The 24,302-nt window shown below is 45.6% G+C and carries 25 protein-coding genes and 1 other annotated feature; all 25 genes read right to left on the bottom strand.

Annotated features, from left to right (window positions below; translation table 11 throughout):
- Nucleotides 1-17: 17 nt before the first annotated feature.
- The 25 genes from rplW to cysE all read right to left on the bottom strand — a co-directional run bounded on the left by rplW (nt 18) and on the right by cysE (nt 24,144).
- Nucleotides 18-308 (bottom strand): 50S ribosomal protein L23, encoded by a 291-nt coding sequence (rplW, locus tag BS614_RS30275; protein WP_017692077.1) that lies wholly within the window; start codon nt 306-308, stop codon nt 18-20.
- Entirely contained in the window at nt 308-931 is a 624-nt protein-coding gene (gene rplD / locus BS614_RS30280) for a 50S ribosomal protein L4 (protein WP_017692076.1), read from the bottom strand. Before rplD ends, rplW begins: the two co-directional genes overlap by 1 nt.
- Nucleotides 932-956: 25 nt before the next feature.
- Nucleotides 957-1,580 carry a 50S ribosomal protein L3 gene (gene rplC / locus BS614_RS30285; protein WP_017692075.1) on the bottom strand — a complete coding sequence of 208 codons (624 nt, stop codon included), beginning with the start codon at nt 1,578-1,580 and terminating at the stop codon, nt 957-959.
- Nucleotides 1,581-1,626: 46 nt separating this feature from the next.
- The gene (gene rpsJ / locus BS614_RS30290; RefSeq protein ID WP_017692074.1) at nt 1,627-1,935 is read right to left on the bottom strand and encodes a 30S ribosomal protein S10; all 309 of its coding nucleotides are present in this window, start codon (nt 1,933-1,935) and stop codon (nt 1,627-1,629) included.
- A gap of 436 nt (nt 1,936-2,371) precedes the next feature.
- Nucleotides 2,372-3,562: an elongation factor Tu gene (tuf, locus tag BS614_RS30295; protein ID WP_017692073.1), complete on the bottom strand. Its 1,191-nt coding sequence runs from the start codon at nt 3,560-3,562 to the stop codon at nt 2,372-2,374.
- Between the two features lie 95 nt (nt 3,563-3,657).
- Nucleotides 3,658-5,736 carry an elongation factor G gene (fusA, locus tag BS614_RS30300; protein WP_074096566.1) on the bottom strand — a complete coding sequence of 693 codons (2,079 nt, stop codon included), beginning with the start codon at nt 5,734-5,736 and terminating at the stop codon, nt 3,658-3,660.
- Between the two features lie 49 nt (nt 5,737-5,785).
- A complete protein-coding gene (gene rpsG, locus BS614_RS30305; protein WP_017692071.1) occupies nt 5,786-6,256 on the bottom strand; it encodes a 30S ribosomal protein S7 in 471 nt (156 codons plus the stop codon).
- A gap of 87 nt (nt 6,257-6,343) precedes the next feature.
- Complete coding sequence (gene rpsL / locus BS614_RS30310) at nt 6,344-6,766, bottom strand: 30S ribosomal protein S12 (RefSeq protein WP_017692070.1); 423 nt, start codon at nt 6,764-6,766, stop codon at nt 6,344-6,346.
- 150 nt (nt 6,767-6,916) lie between these two features.
- Nucleotides 6,917-7,168: a ribosomal L7Ae/L30e/S12e/Gadd45 family protein gene (locus BS614_RS30315; protein ID WP_036607175.1), complete on the bottom strand. Its 252-nt coding sequence runs from the start codon at nt 7,166-7,168 to the stop codon at nt 6,917-6,919.
- A 206-nt stretch (nt 7,169-7,374) separates the two neighbouring features.
- A complete protein-coding gene (gene rpoC, locus BS614_RS30320; protein WP_036607173.1) occupies nt 7,375-10,989 on the bottom strand; it encodes a DNA-directed RNA polymerase subunit beta' in 3,615 nt (1,204 codons plus the stop codon).
- A gap of 112 nt (nt 10,990-11,101) precedes the next feature.
- Nucleotides 11,102-14,647 carry a DNA-directed RNA polymerase subunit beta gene (rpoB, locus tag BS614_RS30325; RefSeq protein WP_074096567.1) on the bottom strand — a complete coding sequence of 1,182 codons (3,546 nt, stop codon included), beginning with the start codon at nt 14,645-14,647 and terminating at the stop codon, nt 11,102-11,104.
- Between the two features lie 394 nt (nt 14,648-15,041).
- Entirely contained in the window at nt 15,042-15,662 is a 621-nt protein-coding gene (locus BS614_RS30330; protein WP_074096568.1) for a class I SAM-dependent methyltransferase, read from the bottom strand.
- A 96-nt stretch (nt 15,663-15,758) separates the two neighbouring features.
- Nucleotides 15,759-16,118, bottom strand: a complete 360-nt coding sequence (gene rplL, locus BS614_RS30335) for a 50S ribosomal protein L7/L12 (protein ID WP_017692065.1) — start codon at nt 16,116-16,118, stop codon at nt 15,759-15,761.
- A gap of 72 nt (nt 16,119-16,190) precedes the next feature.
- Complete coding sequence (gene rplJ / locus BS614_RS30340; protein ID WP_047841127.1) at nt 16,191-16,694, bottom strand: 50S ribosomal protein L10; 504 nt, start codon at nt 16,692-16,694, stop codon at nt 16,191-16,193.
- 24 nt (nt 16,695-16,718) lie between these two features.
- Nucleotides 16,719-16,865 (bottom strand) — a sequence feature (ribosomal protein L10 leader region).
- Between the two features lie 68 nt (nt 16,866-16,933).
- Nucleotides 16,934-17,626, bottom strand: coding sequence for a 50S ribosomal protein L1 (rplA, locus tag BS614_RS30345; RefSeq protein WP_017692063.1), 693 nt, complete (start codon nt 17,624-17,626; stop codon nt 16,934-16,936).
- A gap of 94 nt (nt 17,627-17,720) precedes the next feature.
- Nucleotides 17,721-18,146, bottom strand: coding sequence for a 50S ribosomal protein L11 (gene rplK / locus BS614_RS30350; RefSeq protein WP_017692062.1), 426 nt, complete (start codon nt 18,144-18,146; stop codon nt 17,721-17,723).
- 68 nt (nt 18,147-18,214) lie between these two features.
- Nucleotides 18,215-18,748, bottom strand: coding sequence for a transcription termination/antitermination protein NusG (gene nusG / locus BS614_RS30355; protein WP_036607165.1), 534 nt, complete (start codon nt 18,746-18,748; stop codon nt 18,215-18,217).
- A 21-nt stretch (nt 18,749-18,769) separates the two neighbouring features.
- On the bottom strand, nt 18,770-18,961 hold the full coding sequence (gene secE / locus BS614_RS30360; RefSeq protein ID WP_017692060.1) for a preprotein translocase subunit SecE: 192 nt from the start codon (nt 18,959-18,961) through the stop codon (nt 18,770-18,772).
- 17 nt (nt 18,962-18,978) lie between these two features.
- Complete coding sequence (rpmG, locus tag BS614_RS30365) at nt 18,979-19,128, bottom strand: 50S ribosomal protein L33 (protein ID WP_072735843.1); 150 nt, start codon at nt 19,126-19,128, stop codon at nt 18,979-18,981.
- Between the two features lie 304 nt (nt 19,129-19,432).
- Nucleotides 19,433-20,077 carry an RNA polymerase sporulation sigma factor SigH gene (sigH, locus tag BS614_RS30370; RefSeq protein ID WP_017692059.1) on the bottom strand — a complete coding sequence of 215 codons (645 nt, stop codon included), beginning with the start codon at nt 20,075-20,077 and terminating at the stop codon, nt 19,433-19,435.
- Between the two features lie 171 nt (nt 20,078-20,248).
- Nucleotides 20,249-20,770, bottom strand: a complete 522-nt coding sequence (locus BS614_RS30375) for an NYN domain-containing protein (protein WP_074096569.1) — start codon at nt 20,768-20,770, stop codon at nt 20,249-20,251.
- Between the two features lie 5 nt (nt 20,771-20,775).
- Nucleotides 20,776-21,522: a 23S rRNA (guanosine(2251)-2'-O)-methyltransferase RlmB gene (gene rlmB / locus BS614_RS30380; protein ID WP_017692057.1), complete on the bottom strand. Its 747-nt coding sequence runs from the start codon at nt 21,520-21,522 to the stop codon at nt 20,776-20,778.
- 43 nt (nt 21,523-21,565) lie between these two features.
- The gene (locus BS614_RS30385) at nt 21,566-22,045 is read right to left on the bottom strand and encodes a Mini-ribonuclease 3 (RefSeq protein ID WP_036607160.1); all 480 of its coding nucleotides are present in this window, start codon (nt 22,043-22,045) and stop codon (nt 21,566-21,568) included.
- A complete protein-coding gene (cysS, locus tag BS614_RS30390) occupies nt 22,042-23,442 on the bottom strand; it encodes a cysteine--tRNA ligase (protein ID WP_074096570.1) in 1,401 nt (466 codons plus the stop codon). Before cysS ends, BS614_RS30385 begins: the two co-directional genes overlap by 4 nt.
- Before the next feature lie 42 nt (nt 23,443-23,484).
- Nucleotides 23,485-24,144, bottom strand: a complete 660-nt coding sequence (gene cysE, locus BS614_RS30395) for a serine O-acetyltransferase (RefSeq protein WP_036607155.1) — start codon at nt 24,142-24,144, stop codon at nt 23,485-23,487.
- Nucleotides 24,145-24,302: the final 158 nt, after the last annotated feature.

Consider the following 24,302-nt stretch of genomic DNA (forward strand, 5'->3'; position numbering starts at 1 on the left):
TTACTTCAAAAATTCAATTATACAGTTTCAAAGAACTCAAGCGTTTTGCTGTCTTTTGTCAGCGTTACAAACGCTTTTTTCCATTCGCTAGTATATCCGGAATAACGTCCGTACCGTTTTGGCTTAGCTGGAACACGAAGCGTGTTCACGTTTTTCACTTTTACATTGAAAATAGCTTCTACTGCCTTTTTGATCTCGGTTTTGTTTGCACGGATATCGACTTCAAATACATATTTCAAGTCGTTCATCATGTCAGCAGTACGTTCCGTAATAATCGGACGTTTTACAATATCACGAGGATCCTTCATTACGCGAGCACCTCCTCTACCTTCTGAACTGCTTCTTTCGTAATGATCAATTTGTCGTGCGAAAGCACGTCAAGAACATTAATACCGTCAGCAGCTACGAATTTCACGCCTGGAATATTCCGTGCGGAAAGAGCTACATTATCATCATAGCTAGGAGCTACGATCAAAGCTTTACGTCCCACTTTGAGGTTACTCAAGATGGCTGCAAATTCTTTAGTTTTAGGCGTGCTCAACGTGAGAGCGTCCAAAACGATAATGTCATTGTCAAGCACTTTGGATGAAAGGGCTGATTTGATCGCCAAGCGGCGAACTTTCTTAGGCAGTTTATACGCATAGCTCCGTGGTGTTGGACCAAATACGATACCGCCGCCTTTCCATTGTGGTGAACGAATTGAACCTTGACGAGCGCGACCTGTACCTTTTTGTTTCCAAGGCTTACGTCCACCGCCACGAACTTCAGAACGTCCTTTTACTTTGTGGGTACCTTGACGAAGGGAAGCGCGTTGCATAAGAACTGCATCGTACAGAACGTGTTGGTTCGGCTCAATTCCGAAAACCGCATCGTTCAATTCAACTTCGCCTACTTGGCTACCATCTACATTGTAAACTGATACTTTTGGCATTTTGTGTTCCTCCTTTCTTCAGTGGTTATTTTTTCACCGTTTCTTTAACTCTAATGAGACTGTTTTTCGGTCCAGGAATGGAACCTTTCACGAGCAACACGTTACGCTCAGCGTCCACTTTAACTACTTCAAGACGTTGGATTGTAATAGTATCATGTCCCATGTGTCCTGGCAGGCGTTTGCCTTTAGGAACGCGGTTAGCTTGGATCGAACCCATTGAACCAGGGCCACGGTGGTAACGCGAACCGTGTGACATAGGTCCAGTGCTTTGTCCCCAACGTTTGATAACGCCGGCAAAACCCTTGCCTTTAGAAATACCCGTTACGTCAACGAATTCGCCTTCAGCGAAAATGTCAGCTTTCAGTTCTTGGCCAACTTCATATTCTGCGATGTTGATACCGCGAACTTCACGAACGTAGCGCTTAGGGGCAGTGTTCGCTTTTTTAGCGTGACCTGCTTCTGGCTTGTTAGCATTTTTCTCTTTCTTATCGGAGTAACCGATTTGAATTGCTTCGTAGCCATCGTTCTCAATGTCTTTCTTTTGCAAAACAACACAAGGGCCTGCTTCGATAACCGTTACTGGAACGACGTTACCTTCAGGAGTAAATACTTGAGTCATTCCGAGTTTTTTTCCTAAGATTGCTTTCATGTTGACACCTCTTTTCCTTTATACATGGTCTTTGTTGTAGCTTGTATTACAATTTAATTTCGATATCTACACCGGACGGCAGATCCAAGCGCATCAAGGCATCCACAGTTTGTGGAGTCGGGTTAACGATGTCGATCAAACGTTTATGTGTACGTTGTTCGAATTGTTCCCGAGAATCCTTGTACTTGTGCACCGCACGAAGAATAGTAATGATTTGTTTTTCAGTAGGAAGCGGAATCGGACCGGATACACCAGCACCCGAACGTTTTGCTGTTTCAACAATTTTCTCCGCGGATTGATCAAGAATTCTGTGGTCGTAAGCTTTCAAACGAATACGAATTTTTTGCTTTGCCATTTTAGTCCCTCCTTCTATCGCCCAATTTTTTATCGGACATACTCCGTGAAAATTTTCTAGCCACTCTCCCATGGCAAAGGGGCCGGGTGTGCCAGTAACCTCTCACATCATCGCAACGTCACAGAACAACATTCATTATTATATAGAAAAGATAGGCGTATTGCAAGCATATTTAAGAAAAACATTTAAACTTATCTTTTCTGATGAAATGACTTCGTTTATTGCAGTGTTAATCTTCAATATCCAGGCTGCCTTGCCAATCCTTCTAAATACGTAAATGATGTTCATTTCGTATGACGCAGGTTCCGAACTTTAAACATAATAAAAGAGTTCTCTATCCGATGTCGGATAAAGAACTCTTCCGAAGCTTCGTTACAATACAATGTTACTCGTTCCAGTACACTGTTACTTATGCTTTATTCAGCGTTAAGCCGAATTATTTTTGGATAGATGCTACGGAACCGGCACCTACTGTACGTCCGCCTTCACGAATGGAGAATTTAGTTCCTTCTTCAATCGCGATTGGGGAGATCAGGGAAACAGTAACAGTGATGTTATCACCAGGCATTACCATTTCAGTACCTTCAGGCAAGTTGATGATGCCTGTTACGTCAGTTGTACGGAAGTAGAACTGTGGACGGTAACCAGTGAAGAATGGTTTGTGACGTCCGCCCTCTTCTTTAGTCAGAACGTAGATTTGAGCTGTGAATTCTGTGTGTGGCTTAACAGAACCTGGTTTTGCAAGTACTTGACCACGCTCGATTTGAGTACGGTCAACACCACGCAACAATGCACCGATGTTGTCACCCGCTTGAGCGGAATCCAACAATTTACGGAACATCTCAACGCCTGTTACAACGGATTTTTTAGTTTCTTCAGTGATACCAACGATTTCGATCTCTTCGCCGACTTTAACAGTACCACGCTCTACACGGCCAGTAGCAACAGTACCACGACCAGTGATGGAGAATACGTCCTCGACAGGCATCAAGAAAGGCTTGTCAGTTTGACGCTCAGGCAGTGGGATGTAAGTGTCGATCTCTTTGAACATCTCAACGATTTTTTGAGCCCATTCGCCATCTGGGTTTGCCAGAGCTTCACGAGCGGATCCACGAGTGATTGGAGTATCGTCACCTGGGAACTCATATTCGTTAAGAAGGTCGCGAACTTCCATCTCAACCAATTCCAACAACTCTTCGTCTTCAACCATGTCACATTTGTTCAAGAATACAACAATGTAAGGTACGCCTACTTGACGGGAGAGCAAGATATGCTCACGAGTTTGTGGCATTGGGCCGTCTGCTGCGGATACTACCAAGATAGCTCCATCCATTTGAGCCGCGCCAGTGATCATGTTTTTAACATAGTCGGCGTGACCTGGGCAGTCAACGTGAGCGTAGTGACGAGTGTCAGTTTCGTACTCAACGTGTGATGTGGAGATTGTGATACCGCGTTCGCGCTCTTCTGGAGCTTTGTCGATTTGGTCGAATGCAATTGCAGCACCACCGTAAGTTTTGGACAATACAGTTGTGATTGCAGCAGTCAGAGTTGTTTTACCGTGATCGACGTGACCAATAGTACCGATGTTAACGTGGGGTTTATTACGTTCGTATTTAGCCTTTGCCATTTGAACGTGGCCTCCTTAAAATTATAATTTTATGTTTTCACTGAATGAAGTGCTCCGAATTGAATTCTTATGCACTTGCATCCAGTGTGAGAAAACTACTCGGTGCCTTTTGTTTTGGCAACGATTTCTTCAGCGATGCTCTTAGGAACTTCTTCATAGTGAGAGAGTTCCATGGAGAATACGCCGCGTCCTTGAGTACCGGAACGAAGAGTTGTAGAGTAACCAAACATTTCAGAAAGAGGTACCTTAGCACGGATGATTTGAGCTCCACTACGGGAATCCATACCTTCGATGCGGCCACGACGGGAGTTCAACATACCCATTACGTCACCCATATACTCTTCTGGAACAGTTACTTCTACTTTCATGATAGGCTCAAGCAGAACTGGTTTACACTTGTCTTTAGCCGCTTTAAGCGCCATAGATCCGGCAATTTTAAATGCCATCTCATTGGAATCGACATCATGGTAAGATCCGTCTACGATTGTAGCCTTAACGTCAACAAGCGGGAAGCCTGCAATAACGCCGTTTTTCATTTGCTCTTCAATCCCTGACAGTGCAGGTTGAATGTATTCTCTTGGTACCGAACCACCGACAACCTTACTTTCGAACTGGCTGCCTGTACCCGGCTCGAGAGGTTCGAATTCAACCCATACGTGACCGTATTGACCACGACCACCGGATTGACGTACGAATTTACCTTCAACGCGCGCTGGAGCACGGAATGTTTCACGGTAAGCTACTTGTGGTTTACCCACAGTAGTTTCAACCTTGAACTCACGACGCATACGGTCGATGATGATATCAAGGTGAAGCTCACCCATACCTGCCAAGATCGTTTGGCCTGTTTCTTCGTCAGTATGAGCACGAAGAGTTGGATCCTCTTCAGTCAACTTACCGAGAGCAACACCCAGTTTATCCTGGTCAGCTTTGGTTTTAGGTTCAACAGCGATTTCGATAACCGGATCAGGGAAGTTCATTGACTCCAGGATAACCGGATATTTCTCATCACATAGTGTATCACCTGTACCTGTATCTTTCAAACCTACGGCAGCTGCAATATCACCGGAGTAAACTACAGTGATTTCTTGACGGCTGTTCGCATGCATTTGAAGGATACGACCGATACGCTCACGTTTGTTTTTAGTGGCATTCAATACATATGATCCGGATTGAAGAACACCAGAGTATACGCGGAAGAATGTCAATTTACCAACGTAAGGGTCAGTCATAATTTTGAATGCCAATGCGGAGAATGGCTCTTCATCGGATGACTTACGAATTGCTTCAGTTCCATCTTCAAGATGTCCCGTGATCGATGCAACATCTGTTGGAGCTGGCAAGTAGTCGATAACAGCATCCAACATCAGTTGAACACCTTTGTTACGATATGAGGATCCACAGATAACTGGGAATATCTTAACATCTACAACACCTTTACGGAGTACGGTTTTGATCTCATCAATTGTGATCTCTTCGCCTTCCAGGTATTTCATTGTCAAATCTTCATCCAGTTCAGCAACGCGCTCAATCAACTCGTTGCGAAGTTCTTCAACTTGATCTGCAAACTCTGCAGGAATGTCGGTTTCTTCGATATCTTGACCAAGGTCATCTTTGTACATATGAGCTCTTTGTGCAACGATATCAATGATACCTTTGAAATCATTTTCAGCGCCGATTGGAAGTTGAATCGCAACAGCGTTCGCTTGAAGGCGATCACGCATGTCAGATACAACGTTCAGGAAGTCAGCACCGATGATATCCATTTTGTTTACATATGCGATACGAGGTACGCCGTACTTGTCAGCCTGTCTCCATACGGTTTCGGACTGAGGCTCAACGCCTTCTTTCGCACTGAATACACCAACTGCTCCGTCCAATACACGAAGGGAACGTTCAACTTCAACAGTGAAGTCAACGTGTCCCGGGGTATCAATAATATTAACGCGGTGGCCTTTCCAAGCAGCGGTAGTTGCAGCGGAAGTAATCGTAATTCCGCGCTCCTGTTCCTGTTCCATCCAGTCCATTGTCGCAGCGCCTTCGTGTACTTCACCGATTTTGTGCGTACGTCCTGTGTAAAACAGGATCCGCTCAGTTGTCGTGGTTTTACCCGCATCAATATGAGCCATGATCCCGATATTACGTGTATTTTTTAAGGAGAACTCTCTAGCCATGAAATGGGTCTCCCTTCAAAATTGAAGTTTTTTTATTGTGAACTGAATCCTACCAACGGTAGTGAGCAAACGCTTTGTTCGCTTCAGCCATTTTGTGCGTATCTTCACGTTTTTTAACGGAAGCGCCTGTGTTGTTGGAAGCGTCGATGATCTCAGCCGCCAAACGCTCTTCCATTGTTTTCTCACCGCGGTTGCGGGAGTAGTTCACGAGCCAACGTAATCCCAGAGCAGTACGTCTCTCTGGTTTCACCTCGATTGGTACTTGGTAGTTGGCACCGCCGACACGGCGAGCTTTAACTTCCAGGACTGGCATGATGTTCTTGATTGCTGCTTCAAATACTTCCATAGGGTCATTACCCGTACGTTCTTGAATCAACTTGAACGCATTATACAGAATGCTTTGAGCAACACCGCGTTTTCCGCCGATCATGATGCGGTTGATTAAACGAGTAACCAACTTGCTGTTATATAACGGATCAGGCAGAACGTCTCTTTTCGTAACTGGACCTTTGCGTGGCATGGATATCCCCCTTTCTTTCTTGTTCAGCAGATCCTGTACCTTCCAGACTTAGACCAGAAGGCTTTCAGGCTATCTGCCTATAATAGTTTAGGCTTTTTTAGCTTTTGGACGTTTAGCGCCGTATTTCGAACGAGCTTGCATACGGTTGTTTACACCAGCAGTATCGAGAGCTCCACGAACGATGTGATAACGAACTCCTGCAAGGTCTTTAACTTTACCTCCGCGGATCAATACCACACTGTGCTCTTGAAGGTTATGTCCGATTCCCGGGATATAAGCAGTAACCTCGAGACGGTTCGTCAAACGAACACGGGCATACTTACGAAGTGCAGAGTTTGGTTTACGTGGAGTCATTGTACCTACACGAGTGCAGACACCACGTTTTTGTGGGGCACTGATGTTAGTAGATTCACGTTTCAAAGCGTTGAATCCTTTTTGCAAAGCTGGAGATTTTGACTTCTCAACTTTTGCTTGACGTCCTTTACGAACCAGTTGGTTAATAGTTGGCATGTGATTGCCACCCCCTTCCTCAAATATTCATGTTTCTTTATAAACCTCTTTGCACTAAGTCCACAGACCCAGGCGGTTCATAAAAAGACAAATGAAAAGTTTTTGCCTTGGAGAATCCTTAAAAGTTCTCGGACAAAAACGTTCCTTACCCTATGATTTTACGACAGCAGCCATAGCTGCTCCTACTCCAATCCCGCAAGCCTTGCCGAGATTTTTCATTGTATCCACTTTCGTGCATTTCACATTGTGTTGTTCACACAAAGCAATGATTTTGGAAGTAAGCTGCGGATCACTATCTTCTGCGACATAGACTTCAGAAGCCATACCTGTCTGCACCATCCGCATGGTCTGTTTGGTACCTATTTTGACATGAGCATCTTGCAAGGCTTTTTCATTAGACATTGTGTATTCCTCCGAATAGAACCATGTACAATCAGCTGCCCACGCACCTTTGATATATTAGCATCTAGCGCAAGCATTGTCAATGCTAATCCTAAAACATTTTTTTAAAAGTTTACGTACATCAGGATTCGTCCGCCTGCATTATACAAGCGTCCGCCTCCTGACGCACAAAACTTTCATTCCCCTCTAAATGAGGAGGAATCTATTTAATCAACCGAAACTGGCTCAAGTTCTTCTACTGAAGATTGGCCATCTTCTGGCTCAGCAAATTTGATGCTGCGGTAACGGTGCATACCTGTACCTGCAGGAATCAATTTACCGATGATTACATTCTCCTTCAGACCGAGCAACTGATCGACTTTACCCTTGATCGCTGCATCTGTCAATACACGTGTAGTTTCTTGGAACGAAGCCGCCGAGAGGAAGGAGTCTGTTTCCAGGGATGCTTTCGTAATACCGAGCAGGATTGGTTTAGCAACCGCCGGCTCTTTATCACTAAGAATCGCAATTTTGTTAGCTCTTTCGTACTCATGCATATCCACGAACGATCCTGGCAACAGCGTTGTATCTCCTGCATCTACGATACGGATTTTACGCAGCATTTGACGGATCATAACTTCAACGTGCTTATCGTTAATTTCTACGCCTTGGTTACGATATACGCGTTGTACTTCCTGCAGAATGTAGTTTTGTACACCACGTATGCCTTTAATTCGTAACATTTCTTTTGGATCAATGGAACCGTCTGTCAACTCGTCACCCGCTTCAACTTCCGCGCCTTCGCTTACGCGCACACGGGAACCGTAGGTAACGGCGTATACTTTGGATTCCGCTTCACCTTGAATTTCGATTTCACGACGATCTTTCGCTTCGCGAATCTCTTTAACCACACCATCGATTTCACTGATCGTTGCTTGACCCTTAGGATTACGAGCTTCGAACAACTCCTGGATACGTGGCAAACCTTGCGTAATATCGTCTCCGGCTACACCACCGGTATGGAACGTACGCATTGTAAGCTGTGTTCCTGGCTCACCAATGGACTGTGCTGCGATAATACCAACTGCTTCACCAATCTCCACGTGTTTACCAGTCGCGAGGTTGCGACCATAACACTTCTTGCAGACACCATGACTTGCACGGCAGCTGAGGACGGAGCGGATTTGCAATTTAGTAATACCTGCTTTGATGATCGCTTCTGCTTTATCGGAGTCAATCAATTCATTGCGACCTACAATGATTTCTTTCGTTTCCGGATGACGAAGAGTCTCGAAACAGTATCTGCCTTCAATACGGTCGTAGAGATCTTCGATAACCTCTTTACCATCCTGGATACGACTTACCGTAAAGCCTTTATCTGTACCACAATCATCATCACGCACGATTACGTCTTGGGCTACGTCTACGAGACGACGAGTCAGGTAACCTGAATCGGCTGTCCGCAGGGCTGTATCCGCCAAACCTTTACGCGCTCCGTGAGTGGAGATAAAGTACTCGAGTACCGTCAGACCTTCACGGAAGTTCGATTTGATTGGGAGTTCGATAATTCGACCGGATGGGTTGGCCATCAGACCACGCATACCGCCCAATTGGGTAATTTGCGATTTGTTACCCCGTGCTTTGGAGTCTACCATCATCATGATCGAGTTGTAACGATCCATGGACTTCATCAGAATCTCAGTGATGTCATCTTTGGATTTTGACCAGATATCAATGATACGGTCATAGCGCTCTTCATTCGTAATCAGACCACGACGGTACTGATTCGTAACGATTTGTGCTTTTTCCTCAGATTGTCTAAGAATTTCAAACTTCTCAGGCGGAACGATAACATCAGATACCGCAACCGTAATACCGGCACGTGTAGAGTATGTGAATCCAAGTTGTTTGATTTTATCCAAAATAACGGCTGTTTCCGTTGTGTGATAAATTTCAAAACAACGTGCAATGATGGAGCCGAGGTATTCTTTACCGACACCGCCAGCCAGAGGAGCATTCATAATAGCTTCTCTGAGATCAGCACCTTTTTCATATACAAATGAGTGATCTGCAGTACCTTGGTACAGGTTAGCACGAGTCGCGTCATTGATATACGGGAAGCTTGCCGGGAAAATTTCATTGAAGATAATTTTACCGACAGTTGTCAGCAACATTCCTTCTTGTTGTTCTTCCGTGAAGCTTGTTTTACCAAGCGCCTTAACAGGAATAGCTACACGCGCATGCAGCCCAGCAGTACCACGTTGATATGCCGATACAGCTTCGTTAACTGTACGCAAGATCATACCTGTGCCCTTTTCTTCCTTGTTATCCATAGTGAGGTAGTAAGAACCAAGCACCATATCCTGGGAAGGAGTAACAACCGGTTTACCGTCTTTCGGGTTCAAAATGTTACCAGATGCAAGCATCAGGATACGTGCTTCCGCTTGAGCTTCAGCGGACAAGGGAACGTGCACGGCCATTTGGTCACCGTCAAAGTCGGCATTGTATGCCGTACATACGAGCGGGTGAAGACGAATTGCTTTACCTTCAACGAGAATCGGTTCAAATGCTTGAATACCGAGTCTGTGAAGCGTAGGGGCACGGTTCAACAGAACCGGATGCTCCTTGATTACTTCTTCAAGAACATCCCATACTTCAGGACTTACACGCTCAACTTTACGTTTCGCGCTCTTGATGTTGTGGGCAAGCCCTTTATTTACAAGCTCTTTCATAACAAAAGGCTTGAACAATTCAAGTGCCATATCTTTTGGCAGACCACACTGATACATTTTCAGGTAAGGTCCAACAACGATAACGGAACGACCAGAATAGTCAACCCGTTTACCGAGCAAGTTTTGACGGAAACGTCCTTGTTTACCTTTCAGCATGTGGCTGAGAGATTTCAATGGACGGTTACCAGGACCCGTTACCGGGCGTCCACGACGACCATTATCGATCAATGCGTCAACAGCTTCCTGCAACATCCGTTTTTCATTTTGCACGATAATATCTGGCGCGCCCAGATCAAGCAGACGTTTCAGACGGTTGTTCCGGTTGATTACACGGCGGTACAAGTCATTCAGGTCAGACGTTGCAAAACGTCCACCATCCAACTGTACCATTGGACGAAGTTCCGGCGGGATAACAGGAAGTACATCCATGATCATCCACTCTGGCTTGTTGCCGGAGTTGCGGAATGCTTCGATAACTTCCAGACGTTTGATTGCACGATTACGACGTTGTCCTTGCGCAGTCCGGAGCTCTTCTTTCAGGAACTCGAGCTCTTTGTCTATATCAAGATCTTGAAGCAATTTTTTAACCGCTTCTGCGCCCATACCAGCATGGAAACCATAGCCGTATTTTTCACGGTAGCTGCGGTATTCTTTCTCGGACAACAGCTGTTTTTTCTCCAGTGGAGTTTCTCCTGGATCAGTTACAACATATGATGCAAAATAAATAATCTCTTCAAGAGATCTTGGTGACATATCCAGAGCAAGACCCATACGGCTCGGAATACCTTTGAAGTACCAGATATGCGATACCGGAGCAGCGAGCTCAATATGGCCCATCCGTTCGCGGCGTACTTTTGCACGTGTTACTTCAACGCCACAACGATCACAGACAACGCCTTTATAACGGACGCGTTTGTATTTGCCGCAATGACATTCCCAGTCTTTTGTAGGGCCAAAAATCTTTTCGCAGAACAGCCCTTCTTTTTCCGGTTTCAACGTACGATAGTTGATCGTTTCCGGTTTTTTCACTTCTCCGCGGGACCAAGAACGAATTTTCTCTGGGGAAGCAAGCCCGATCTTCATGTATTCGAAATTGTTGACGTCCAACAAGGAGCAACCCTCCTTAACCAATTCCTGATTCTAGGTTACGCCCACTCCGGCCGAAGCCGGAGCAAGACGTGAGCCTGATGAAAAACGCCGGTCATCATGCGCTCGAAGCGGTTTATTCCGCTCCGACCTCTGTACCCTCAAGGTTGAGGCTGAGCTTATCGCTCGCAGCGTCATCTTCATCGTCCATTTCTCTCATTTCAATCTCTTGCTCATCTTCGCTCAAAATCTTAACGTCCATACCCAAGCTTTGCAGCTCTTTGATCAATACTTTGAATGATTCAGGAACACCTGGTTCCGGAACATTCTCACCTTTGACAATGGATTCATACGTTTTAACCCGACCAACAACGTCATCGGATTTAACAGTCAAGATTTCTTGCAGTGTATAAGCTGCACCGTATGCCTCAAGCGCCCATACTTCCATCTCCCCGAAACGCTGTCCACCAAATTGGGCTTTACCACCCAATGGCTGTTGCGTAACAAGTGAGTAAGGACCTGTGGAACGGGCATGGATTTTATCATCAACCATGTGTGCCAATTTGATCATGTGCATGACACCTACGGTAACTTCACGTTCAAACTCTTCACCTGTACGACCATCATACAGGACAGTTTTACCATTACGTTGCATACCTGCTTCTTCCATCGTATCGAAGACGTCATACTCCTTCGCTCCGTCGAATACAGGAGTTGCTACGTGAATACCCAGTTGCATCGCCGCCATACCCAAGTGAACCTCGAGTACTTGACCGATATTCATCCGGGAAGGTACGCCCAGTGGGTTAAGAACGATCTGAACCGGTGTACCGTCTGGCAGGAAAGGCATATCTTCTTCCGGCAAGATGCGGGCCACGACCCCTTTGTTACCGTGACGTCCGGCCATTTTATCACCCTCGGAAATTTTCCGTTTTTGAGCGATATATACACGAACGAGTTGGTTAACACCTGGAGGCAGCTCATCACCGTTTTCACGGGTAAATACTTTCACGTCTACTACGATACCGTCAGTACCATGTGGTACACGCAAGGAAGTATCACGTACTTCACGTGCTTTCTCACCAAAGATCGCATGCAAGAGACGTTCTTCTGCTGTCAGCTCTGTTACACCCTTAGGTGTTACTTTACCAACCAGAATGTCGCCAGCACTGATCTCAGCACCGATGCGGATAATACCGCGCTCATCCAAGTTACGCAACGCTTCTTCCCCAACGTTAGGGATGTCACGTGTGATCTCTTCAGGTCCAAGCTTGGTATCACGTGCTTCTGACTCATACTCCTCGATATGGATGGATGTGTATACATCTTCCTTAACGAGTTTTTCACTGAGCAAGATCGCATCCTCGTAGTTGTAACCTTCCCAAGTCATGAAGGCAACAACAACGTTACGTCCCAGAGCCAATTCACCCATTTCCGTTGAAGGACCATCAGCGAGGATATCGCCAGCTTTGACAGCAGCACCTCTTTTGACAATCGGACGTTGGTTAATGCATGTTCCTTGGTTCGAACGCATAAATTTGTGTAATTTATATTTAACGATATCGCCTTTGACTTCCTGACCATCCACTTCTTCAACACGACGGACCCAAATTTCGTTCGCAGAAGAACGTTCAATAATTCCGTCATAATCGGAGACAATACATACACCAGAATCTTTTGCAGCTTTGTGCTCCATACCTGTCCCTACAAGTGGTGCTTTAGGAATCAAGAGTGGAACCGCCTGCCGTTGCATGTTCGATCCCATGAGTGCACGGTTGGAGTCATCGTTCTCAAGGAACGGGATCAGCGCTGTCGCGACGGATACAACCTGTTTAGGAGATACGTCCATGTAGTCAACTCGCTCACTCGGCATCGTAAGGATGTTATCCGACTGTTTGTTGTAACGTACAATGATCGCTTCTTCTTCAAATGTACCGTCTTCGTTCAACTTCGCATTCGCTTGCGCGATAACATAGTTGTCCTCTTCGTCCGCTGTCAGGTAATCAATTTGCTCGGTTACAATACCTGTCTTCGGATCAACCCAACGATATGGAGCTTCAATGAAGCCATATTCATTCACACGAGCGAACGTAGACAAGGAGTTGATCAAACCGATGTTTGGTCCCTCTGGCGTCTCGATTGGACACATACGACCATAGTGGGATGGATGGACGTCACGCACTTCCATACCTGCGCGCTCACGCGTCAAACCACCGGGTCCGAGTGCGGACAAACGACGTTTATGTGTCAACTCACCCAGCGGGTTCGTTTGATCCATAAACTGTGACAATTGGGAGCTACCAAAGAACTCTTTAATGGATGCAATAACAGGACGGATGTTAATCAAAGCCTGTGGTGTAATTACGTTAGCATCCTGAATGGACATTCTCTCACGAACCACACGCTCCATACGGGACAAACCGATACGGAACTGGTTCTGCAGGAGTTCACCCACCGAACGCAAACGACGGTTACCCAGATGGTCAATATCATCCGTGCTACCAATTCCTTGCAGAAGGTTGAGGAAATAACTGATGGACGAAATGATATCCGCCGGCGTCACGTTTTTAACGGACTTGTCAATGATTCCATTGGCAATCAGTTTGACTACTTTACCATCTTCTGTTGGTGAAAATACATCGATCGTTTGCATAGGAACATCATTAGCATCCAGAACACCGTTACCCACGTGATACGTGCGGAAACCAACGCTCTTCTCAAGATACGGCATGATTTCATCCAACAAGCGACGATCCACCATTTGACCTGCTTCAGCAATAATCTCGCCTGTTTCAGCGTCAACAAGTGATTCAGCCAACCGCTGGTTAAACAAACGGTTTTTGATGTGAAGCTTTTTATTCATTTTGTAACGACCTACATTAGCCAGGTCATAACGTTTTGGATCAAAGAAACGTGCTACGAGCAAGCTTTTCGCATTATCCAGCGTTGGTGGCTCGCCCGGACGAAGACGCTCATAGATCTCAATGAGTGCTTTCTCCGTGGAATCCGTGTTGTCTTTGTCCAGTGTGTTGCGGATATATTCGTCATTACCGAGCAGATCCAGAATCTCAGCATCTGTGCCAAAACCAAGTGAACGCAGGAGAACCGTAACCGGTATTTTACGTGTACGGTCGATCCGGACATAAACAACATCCTTCGCGTCCATCTCCAGTTCCAACCAAGCGCCGCGGTTAGGAATAACTGTAGCGGTATACGTTTTTTTGGCGTTTTTATCTACTTTGGTACTGAAGTAAACGCTAGGAGAGCGAACCAACTGGCTGACAATAACCCGTTCCGCACCATTAATAATAAATGTGCCCGTGTTGGTCATCAGCGGGAAATCTCCCATGAATACTTCCTGCTCTTTGACTTCGCCGGTTTCCTTATTAATGAGCCGGACTTTGACCCGAAGCGGTGCTGCATAAGTAACGTCACGCTCTTTCGCGTCGTCTACTGTATACTTCGGTTCACCGAGACTGTAATCGATAAATTCCAAAATCAAGTTACCTGTAAAATCCTGGATCGGCGAGATATCCTGGAACATTTCGCGCAACCCTTCCTCCAAAAACCAATCATAGGATTTTTGTTGGATTTCAATCAGGTTCGGAACTTCGAGTATCTCGTTAATTCGTGCATAACTGCGCCGAGTGCGTCGACCATATTGAACAAGATGTCCTGCCAACTTAAACTCACCCCTCAATGTCTACTCACTTTAAAAATTTCGTTGCGAACCTCTGTTTGTAACCTTATAATGGTACACATACAGAGCAAAGCAATGCATCCACAAATAAAGAAAAGCCCTTACTCGAAATGTCGTTCGAAAAAAGAGCAACTTTGATCGGCGGATGTCTTTCCAAATCATTCTTATCCCCAGTTTGCCCAAAATGTACATATTATACGCCAAACGTAGGCATAATAAGCCCGTTCGGCGTAAAAAAAGGTTGACATTTTTAGTTAGCTAAAGCCAAGTAGGGCATCTTAATACTGACATTTTACAACTATACCACGACCTGAATTTCAAGTCAATAGTCCTATTGCAAAAAAAATGATCCCCTGCTTACTTTACAAACTCGGATTCAGCTTTTAGTAGATACCTCTTCCGATTTCACCGCTTTGAAAATCCGATAGCCTTTATCCTTCGTCACTTCTTCCACTCTTCCAAACAAAGATTCCAATTTTGCTTTCGCTGACGGGGCTCCTTGTTTCTTCTGAATGACAATCCACAACGAACCGCCTACCTTCAGATGGCGATGTGCCTGTTCGAAAATAGTATGAACCGTCTCTTTCCCAGCCCGTATAGGCGGGTTGGTTAGGATAACGTCAAAATCTTGCTTTTTCACTTCAGACAGTAGATTACTTTGCAATACCGTAACATTGTTAATTCCGTTCGCTTTTGCATTTTCCCTGGAAAGTTCAACGGCTCTCTCGTTGATATCGATCATGGTGACATGCCCATCCGGTACAAGTTTGGCTGCTGTAAGACCCATTGGCCCGTATCCACAGCCCACATCGAGAACATGAGCCCCTGATGGCAACTCTATCGCATCAATCAATACTCTGCTGCCATAATCGATTCCGTTTTTGGAAAACACACCGGCATCCGTCACGAATCGCAGACTGAATCCGCGAAGAACCGCTTCAGTTGCTCTGCGATCATGCGCCACTTGCGGTTTGTCCGAATAATAATGATTGGACATGCCCTCACTCACTTTCCATTTACAATTACAGCAACAAACCCCTTGATATAAGTCAAGGGGTTTGTTGTTTTGTTCATTTAGCTTGTAATAGCTAAATTATTTAACTTCAACTGAAGCGCCTGCTTCTTCAAGCTTAGCTTTAACCGCTTCTGCTTCTTCTTTAGCAACTTTTTCTTTCAATGCTTTTGGAGCGTTGTCAACCAATTCTTTTGCTTCTTTCAGGCCAAGACCTGTGATTTCGCGAACTGCTTTGATAACGTTGATTTTGGAAGCACCAGCGCTAGTCAAGATTACGTCGAACTCGGATTGCTCAGCTTCAGCAGAAGCTACTGCACCTGCAGCAGCTACTGGAGCTGCAGCAGTTACGCCGAATTCTTCTTCGATTGCTTTAACAAGATCGTTCAATTCCAGTACAGTCATGCCTTTGATTGCTTCCAAGATTTGCTCTTTACTCATGAGTGAACCTCCATATATAATATTATTTTTTTTAATTCATTTGCCGCCTAAGCAGCATTCAGATCAAGTTGCTTACGCGCCTTGTTCTTCTTTTTCTGCAACTGCTTTAACCGCAAGCGCGAAGTTGCGCACTGGCGCTTGAAGCACGCTGAGGAGCATGGAGAGGAGTCCATCGCGGGATGGCAGTTCTGCCAATGCCTTAACTTCTTCTACTCCGATTACGCGACCTTCTACGACTGCACCTTTCAATTCCAATGCATCGTTCTTTTTCGCGAAGTCGTTCAGAATTTTAGCTGGAGCCACAACGTCATCTACGCTGAATGCAATTGCAGTAGGACCTGTAAGAACATTTTCGAGTTCTGTCAGTTCTGCTGCTGCAGCTGCACGGCGAAGCAACGAGTTTTTCAGCACTTGGAATTCGATGCCTGCTTCACGAAGTTGCTTACGCAACTCAGTTACTTGGGCAACGTTCAATCCGCGATAGTCAACAACAACAGTTGTAACGCTCTCGCGCAATTTTGCTGTTACTGCATCAACGGATTCTTGTTTTGCTTGAATCACTTTTGCGTTTGCCAATCTGTACACCTCCTGATCAAATTTATCCCATTAAGAAAAGCCTCCGTAGAATCACGAAGGCTTGATATATACTCATCATCGATTTGCATCGTTCTAAGTTCTATAATCACACCTCGGCAGGAAATTAAGCCAAATGGCACCTACTGTCTACGGCAAGCATATTCAAATGTCAACGGTCAGTCACTCGGACTCACAACTTTTATATCTTATCAAAAACAGGACAAGCCTGTCAAGAGATATTATCTAAAAGCTGCTGCGTTCACGCGTGCGCCAGGGCCCATCGTGGAAGAAAGACTAACATTCTTCAGATAAACACCTTTTGCTGCCGCTGGTTTAGCACGATTCAGAGCTTCCATGAGAGCTTTGAAGTTCTCATTAAGTTGCTCAGAAGAGAAAGAAGCTTTACCAATCGGTGCATGAATTTGACCTGCACGATCCAGACGATATTCGATTTTACCGGCTTTAATTTCTTGAACAGCCTTAGTTACATCGAAAGTTACCGTTCCGGCTTTAGGGTTAGGCATCAGACCTTTACCGCCGAGCAGTCGGCCCAATTTACCTACTTCACTCATCATATCTGGTGTCGCTACGCAGACGTCGAATTCGAACCAGCCTTGTTGGATTTTGTTGATCATGTCTGCATCACCAACATAGTCCGCGCCAGCCGCTTCCGCTTCTTTCGCTTTGTCACCTTTTGCAAATACCAATACGCGTTGTGTTTTACCTGTGCCGTGTGGCAAGACAACAACACCACGTACAGCCTGGTCTTGCTTACGAGGGTCTACACCCAAACGAACTGCTGCTTCGATTGTTTCATCGAATTTTGCAGTAGCTGCCTTTTTCACAAGCTCTACAGCTTCTGAAGGCTCGTAAGTTGCTTCGCTGTCAATCAGCTTAGCAGCTTCCAGGTATTTTTTACCGTGTTTAGCCATGTTTTATTCCTCCTTTGTGGTGTTAGCGGATATACCTCCCACATCAACCGGTCGCGAATCGACCGGTTTTACGAAGCCATGTTTCTTATGAAAATTAGTCTTCGATGGTGATACCCATGCTGCGGGCAGTACCTTCGACCATACGCATTGCGGACTCAACGTCTGCTGCATTCAGGTCAGGCATTTTTGTTTCTGCGATTTGACGAACCGCATCACGTTTAACAGTAGCAACTTTTTTCTTGTTCGGTTCGCCGGATCCTTTTTCAACTTTAGCTGCCACTTTCAACAGAACTGCTGCTGGTGGAGTTTTAGTGATGAAAGTAAAGGAACGGTCCTCGAATACAGAAATTTCAACTGGAATAATCAATCCCGCTTGATCAGCTGTACGAGCGTTGAATTCTTTACAGAATGCCATGATGTTGACACCTGCTTGACCCAAAGCTGGACCTACTGGTGGTGCTGGGTTTGCTTTACCTGCTGGAATCTGCAGTTTTACCATTTTAATAACTTTTTTCGCCATGATTGACACCTCCTTGCAAAATAGTGGTTAACGGGTTTTTCAACCCTCCCACAAGAAACTTGAAGAAACTAGATCTTCTCCACTTGCGTGTATTCCAACTCAAGCGGCGTTTCCCGTCCAAACATGTTCACGTGCACTTTCAACTTGCTTTTCTCTACCAAAATCTCTTCCACGGAGCCTACGAAATTCGCAAAAGGACCGACTTTAATACGCACGGATTCCTTAATATCGAACTCAATTTTCGGCTTAGGTTCAACCATTCCCATGTGCTTCAGAATTTGTTCCACTTCTTCAGGCAACAATGCAGTTGGTTTGGACCCAGAACCTGTCGAACCGACAAATCCTGTAACCCCTGGTGTGTTGCGAACAACATACCAAGAATCATCCGTCTGTACCATTTCCACCAAGACATAACCGGGGTAAACTTTACGCATAACGGTTTTTTTCTTACCGTCCTTGTTTACCACTTCTTCTTCCATAGGAACAAGAACGCGGAATATCTTGTCTTCCATGCCCATAGACTCTACGCGTTTTTCCAAATTGGCTTTGACCTTGTTCTCATACCCTGAATAGGTATGAACGACGTACCATCTTTTTTCCATATCAAGCCACCGGAACCCTTCTTAAATAATCGCTTCGATCACAAAGGAGATGCCAATGTCAATGACCCAAAAAAACAGCGTCATAACCACAACAGTACCAAGTACGATCAATGTGTAGTTGGTCAGCTCTTTACGATTAGGCCAGCGAACTTTTTTAAGTTCAGCCCAGCTTTCTGAGAAAAAGGAAATCAGAGATTTGAAACTTCGTTTCACGCCGACACCTCCAAAAACTATCTGGTTTCGCGATGAGAAGTCTGCTCGTTACAAAACTTGCAAAATTTCTTCATCTCCATGCGGTCGGGGTGATTACGCTTGTTTTTTGTCGTAGTGTAATTTCTTTGTTTGCAGTTAGTACAAGCCAAAGTAATAATTACCCGCATGATGTACACCTCCCGAAGACTTCCACATTCAAGCAGAGTCTCTAAATTGATCCTGAAAAAAAGCCATAAATTTAGGCCTACCTAAAACACTTTATCACAAGGGTATAACCATGTCAATGAAAGAATAGTCTCTCATTCATTGGGTATTACTTCCGTACAACGTACATTCGTTTCTCATCTCTGTTTTTCTCTTCTCCTGCTTGGACCGAGCGATTACTAGTATAAACATTCTTAGATTTTATAAACTTGAGACACTAAAAAAAGACTCAAACACCGAGCCTTTTCCGTCAACGACAACATGTGTTTAATTATCTCGAACTTCCAGGTACTTTTCAAGTTTGCGCTTGACGCGCTGAAGTGCATTATCAATGGACTTCACATGTCTGTCCAAATCTACTGCAATCTCTTGATAAGATCTCCCGTCCAGATACAACATCAATACTTTACGTTCCAGATCACTCAGAATCTCGGACATTTTATCTTCCAGGCCCACAAACTCTTCCTGATTGATGATAAGTTCTTCCGGATCACTGACCTGGGTTCCACAAATCACATCGAGTAACGTACGATCAGACTCTTCGTCATAAATAGGCTTGTCCAGAGATACATAAGAATTAAGCGGAATATGCTTCTGACGTGTTGCTGTCTTAATGGCCGTGATGATCTGTCTTGTAATACACAGTTCGGCAAAAGCCTTGAACGAAGCCAGCTTGTCCCCTTTGAAATCTCGAATGGATTTGTAGAGGCCAATCATTCCTTCTTGAATAATATCTTCCCGGTCTGCCCCAATCAGAAAATAAGATCTTGCCTTGGCGCGTACAAAGTTACGATATTTGTTAATTAGAAACTCTAACGCTTCGCTTTCGCCTTCACGGAAAGCTTCGACAATGTCTTCGTCACTTTGGTAATCATACTTAGATAACATGATATCTTTGAGGTCGACACTCACAGACAATCCCTCCGGCTGCAACGCAAGGTACCCCGTTACTCTACTCTATGAAATATAGGATCAGTATATATGATGGTACCTCACACCGTCAACCACGCTCTGCCTAAAAAAGAACATCAATAACATAAATGTCAAGAGTTTCAATATTCTAAATTTTGTAAAAACGTGCTGTTATTCCCGGCGCCATCGCTCAAACTCTTTCAATACATCGGGACTTAACTTACCCCCGAGTGTGTTACGCGTGGTCTTCGCCTGATCTTCTTCCAGTCGTTTTTTTAATTCTTTTTCGTTCTGCTCAACTTCAATTAGTAACTCCCTTGCAGATACGCGTAGCGCTCCCTGTCCAAAAATGACATGTTGCTCTACCATATCGCTCGTAGCCACATAGATTTGGCGTCTTCGCATGCTTAGTTCCCGAACGAGTCTTTCAATGCATTCGTCTGCCGTCTCTTTTTCCTTTGTAAAATAGATCTGCACTTTGCTCTGAGTAAAGGATTTACCGAGTCCAGGCACGAGGTAGGCGTCAAACACAACAATGACTCGACGGCCGGAGAAAGCCTGGTAGTCTGCAAGACGAAAGAGAAGCCTGTTACGTGCCTCTTCGAGCCCACTTTCCGTCAGTTTGGTTAATTCCGGCCAGTCGCCAATCATGTTGTACCCGTCTACAAGAAGCACATCACGGGAATCAGCCATACCTTCTATTCCTGCGCTTGACGCGAGCGGAGCACTTCGTACATGACAACCCCGGCTGCCACGGAAGCATTCAGGGAATTAATCTGACCTTGCATTGGTAATTTGATCAGCACATCGCATTTCTCACGAATAAGTCGTCCCATTCCCTTGTTCTCATTTCCGATTACCAAAGCCACAGGGCCAGTAAAGACTCCATTACCAAAGACACCTTCGTGAGCGGTGACATCTGTCCCTACAACCCATACACCTTCCTCTTTGAGGCGATCAATGGTCTGTCCAAGATTACTTACACGAGCCACTGGCACGTACTCCACAGCGCCTGCTGATGTTTTGGATACTGTCACGGTTACCGCTGCCGAGCGACGTTTGGGTACAATGACGCCATGCGCACCCGTGCAATCTGCTGTCCGCAAAATTGACCCCAGGTTATGAGGATCTTCAATCTCATCCAGCAGAATCAGGAAAGGATGCTCATTCTTCGCTTTTGCTGCGGCAAGAATGTCTTCTACCTCCACATAAGCGTAAGGTGCTGCTTGAGCAACTACCCCCTGATGCTGAATGCCCGGTACCGTTTGATCCAGCTTACGCTTGTCCACGTGTTGAATGACAATACCTAGTTTTTTAGCTTCCGAGATAATAGGTTGAGTCAGATGTTTCTGTGCTGTATCGGCAATCCATATTTTATTAATGGTCCGGCCTGAACGCAGCGCCTCCGTCACGGAGTGTTTACCGGCGATCCATTCTTCTTCCATCGTTGTTCGATCCTCTCTGTAATGCATTGTTTTGTTGAAATTTCTATTTTTTTGTCGGCGATGGCGATTGTTGTTCGGCGTGCTCAATGCCAAGCCCGATCAGTTCAATCATGCGATCATGATGACCACTGCTATAGAGGTAACCAATGAGACATTCAAAAGCCGTAGCATGTCTGTACTCCAATACATCTGCATTTTTGGGTACACTACCCGACTTGGCATTCCGCCCTTGCCGGACGATATCCCGTTCTTCCTCTGTCAGTTCAGCCTCAATCGTTGTAAGTATGCGGCTCTGTGCCTTCGCTGATACCAACCCGGTTGCACTACGGTGCAAATGATTGGGACGCATGTTGGCCTTCGACAACAGATATTGACGAACAGCTACCTCATATACCGCATCACCAATATAGGCCAGTGCAATAGGTGGAATCAACCTAGCAGGTCTGGAAGGAGGATATGGGAACCATCCTCCCTCTGTGACCTGTTCCTGTTGTTTTGGTGTATTTGGATGTCCTTCGCTCATTTGCGCCGCCATCTCATGCCCTGCGCCGTATCTTCAAGCAGAATGCCACGTACAGACAATTCATCGCGAATTTCATCCGCTCTTGCCCAGTTTTTGGACTTGCGCGCTTCTACACGCTCTTCAATCAGACGTTCTACTTCCTCATCCAGAAGTTCTGGCTCTGCGTCAGTATAAATGCGCAGTACAGCATTCAATTCACTGAACAACTCGAGGAGTGCGCGAATGTCTGCCGCATTAACTACTTCTTGCTGCAACAGTTGGTTGGCTTCCCCTGCCCACTCAAACATCGCAGTAATTGCATCAGGAGTATTGAAATCATCCTGCATCTTCTCGTGATACTGCTGACGAATTTGGTCGAGTCTTGCCGCAAACTCTGCTGTGATATCCTGATCTACAGTCACCGCATTCAGACGATGATTCAGGTTACCTACCGCATTCGCAATCCGATCCACACTGTTCTGTGCCTGCTCCATCGTATCATCCGTGAAGTTCAATGGGTTGCGATAGTGGGTAGACAACATGAAATAACGAATCGCTTCGCGTTTATATTGATTCCGCAAGTCTTTAACCAGAACACCATTACCGAGTGATTTCGACATCTTCTCGTTATCAATCCGGATGAATCCATTATGCATCCAGTAGTTCGCAAGTGGTTTACCTGTTAATACCTCGGATTGGGCGCATTCACACTCATGGTGCGGGAACTGCAAATCCTGTCCACCCCCGTGAATGTCCAGTGTATCCCCAAGGTACTCCCTAGCCATGGCGGAGCACTCAATATGCCATCCTGGTCGACCATCGCCCCAAGGACTGGACCAATAGATCTCACCTGGTTTGGCAGCCTTCCAGAGCACAAAATCTTCGGGATGCTCTTTGCGCTCGTCCACACCCACACGGATTCCAAATTGCAGCTCCTGCAGGTTTTGTTTCGAAAGTTTGCCATATTCGCTGAATTTGCCTGTACGATAATAGACGTCACCGCCATTTTCATACGCAAACCCTTTTTCAACGAGCTCACGGATAAAATCAATGATCAGCGGCATGTTTTCCGTTACTCTCGGATTGCTGCTTGCCTTGGGAATACCTAGTCCCTCAAGGTCTTCATAATAGGCAGCAATAAATTTCTCAGCCACATGAGGAACGTCTGTTCCAAGTTGTTCTGCTTTGCGAATCAACTTATCGTCCACATCTGTGAAGTTCACCACATAGTTCACATCATGTCCTGTCTGTTCCAGGTATCCACGAACCGTGTCGAAAAAGATAACCGGGCGTGCATTCCCGATATGAATGTAGTCATATACCGTTGGTCCGCAGACATACATTTTCACTTTTCCTGGCTCTTGGGGAACAAATTCCTCTTTGGTACGACTCATCGTATTATAAATCTGAAGCGTCATGGTCACTTATCCTTTCATCCTATACTGCCTTTATTTATTGTATCACGTATCACGCACAGTCTCATTTTCACGGGCATTTTGCAGTGTACGTACTTCTTCCTGCAATCGTTCGAGTTCTTTTTGCATACCGCGCAAGGAGTCAACGACCGGATCGGGCAATTGCTGACTGAGGCGATCTACCCGTCGGCCATCCTGTTTAACAATTCTGCCCGGTATACCTACCACGGTACTATTGGAAGGGACCTCCTTAAGCACAACGGAGTTCGCACCAATGTTACATTGATCCCCCACGCTAAATGAACCCAGCACCTTGGCTCCGGATGAGATAACCACATTATTACCAATGGTCGGATGTCTCTTCCCTTTTTCTTTCCCTGTTCCGCCCAGGGTAACCCCCTGATAGATAACGACATCATCGCCAATCTCACATGTTTCTCCAATAACGACGCCCATTCCGTGGTCAATAAACAACCGATTTCCGATCGTAGCTCCAGGATGTATCTCGATTCCTGTCATAAAACGGCTAACCTGCGAAATGAACCGGGCAACCGAGAACCATCTTCGCTTGTATAAAAAATGAGCGATCCGGTGTGCCCATATCGCATGCAGCCCTGAGTAGGTGAATACCACCTCAAACCAACCTCGGGCCGCCGGATCGTTTTCAAACACCGCCTGGATATCTGATCTGATCTTCTTGAACATGCTCGTTCCCCTCTTGTTCAGGTTCCCGTCCTCCGGCTTACCGGACGGCGCGTTCCTTGGTAGTGTACTGCACACTCGCCTAAACAAAAAAACGCCCCTGCAGCATTTAGCTGCAGAGGCGTTTATCGCGGTCCCACTCTGCTCGGTCCATTCTTAAA

Origin of the sequence: Paenibacillus xylanexedens, assembly GCF_001908275.1 — a bacterium.
Lineage (GTDB): Bacteria > Bacillota > Bacilli > Paenibacillales > Paenibacillaceae > Paenibacillus > Paenibacillus xylanexedens_A.

Bases quoted from the DNA above. Each gene is read 5' to 3' on its own strand.
- rplW (WP_017692077.1), bottom strand. From the start codon at position 308: ATGAAGGATCCTCGTGATATTGTAAAACGTCCGATTATTACGGAACGT.
- rplD (WP_017692076.1), bottom strand. From the start codon at position 931: ATGCCAAAAGTATCAGTTTACAATGTAGATGGTAGCCAAGTAGGCGAA.
- rplC (WP_017692075.1), bottom strand. From the start codon at position 1,580: ATGAAAGCAATCTTAGGAAAAAAACTCGGAATGACTCAAGTATTTACT.
- rpsJ (WP_017692074.1), bottom strand. From the start codon at position 1,935: ATGGCAAAGCAAAAAATTCGTATTCGTTTGAAAGCTTACGACCACAGA.
- tuf (WP_017692073.1), bottom strand. From the start codon at position 3,562: ATGGCAAAGGCTAAATACGAACGTAATAAACCCCACGTTAACATCGGT.
- fusA (WP_074096566.1), bottom strand. From the start codon at position 5,736: ATGGCTAGAGAGTTCTCCTTAAAAAATACACGTAATATCGGGATCATG.
- rpsG (WP_017692071.1), bottom strand. From the start codon at position 6,256: ATGCCACGCAAAGGTCCAGTTACGAAAAGAGACGTTCTGCCTGATCCG.
- rpsL (WP_017692070.1), bottom strand. From the start codon at position 6,766: ATGCCAACTATTAACCAACTGGTTCGTAAAGGACGTCAAGCAAAAGTT.
- BS614_RS30315 (WP_036607175.1), bottom strand. From the start codon at position 7,168: ATGTCTAATGAAAAAGCCTTGCAAGATGCTCATGTCAAAATAGGTACC.
- BS614_RS30330 (WP_074096568.1), bottom strand. From the start codon at position 15,662: ATGTCCAATCATTATTATTCGGACAAACCGCAAGTGGCGCATGATCGC.
- rplL (WP_017692065.1), bottom strand. From the start codon at position 16,118: ATGAGTAAAGAGCAAATCTTGGAAGCAATCAAAGGCATGACTGTACTG.
- rplA (WP_017692063.1), bottom strand. From the start codon at position 17,626: ATGGCTAAACACGGTAAAAAATACCTGGAAGCTGCTAAGCTGATTGAC.
- rplK (WP_017692062.1), bottom strand. From the start codon at position 18,146: ATGGCGAAAAAAGTTATTAAAATGGTAAAACTGCAGATTCCAGCAGGT.
- nusG (WP_036607165.1), bottom strand. From the start codon at position 18,748: ATGGAAAAAAGATGGTACGTCGTTCATACCTATTCAGGGTATGAGAAC.
- rpmG (WP_072735843.1), bottom strand. From the start codon at position 19,128: ATGCGGGTAATTATTACTTTGGCTTGTACTAACTGCAAACAAAGAAAT.
- BS614_RS30375 (WP_074096569.1), bottom strand. From the start codon at position 20,770: ATGGCTGATTCCCGTGATGTGCTTCTTGTAGACGGGTACAACATGATT.
- rlmB (WP_017692057.1), bottom strand. From the start codon at position 21,522: ATGGAAGAAGAATGGATCGCCGGTAAACACTCCGTGACGGAGGCGCTG.
- BS614_RS30385 (WP_036607160.1), bottom strand. From the start codon at position 22,045: ATGAGCGAAGGACATCCAAATACACCAAAACAACAGGAACAGGTCACA.
- cysS (WP_074096570.1), bottom strand. From the start codon at position 23,442: ATGACGCTTCAGATTTATAATACGATGAGTCGTACCAAAGAGGAATTT.
- cysE (WP_036607155.1), bottom strand. From the start codon at position 24,144: ATGTTCAAGAAGATCAGATCAGATATCCAGGCGGTGTTTGAAAACGAT.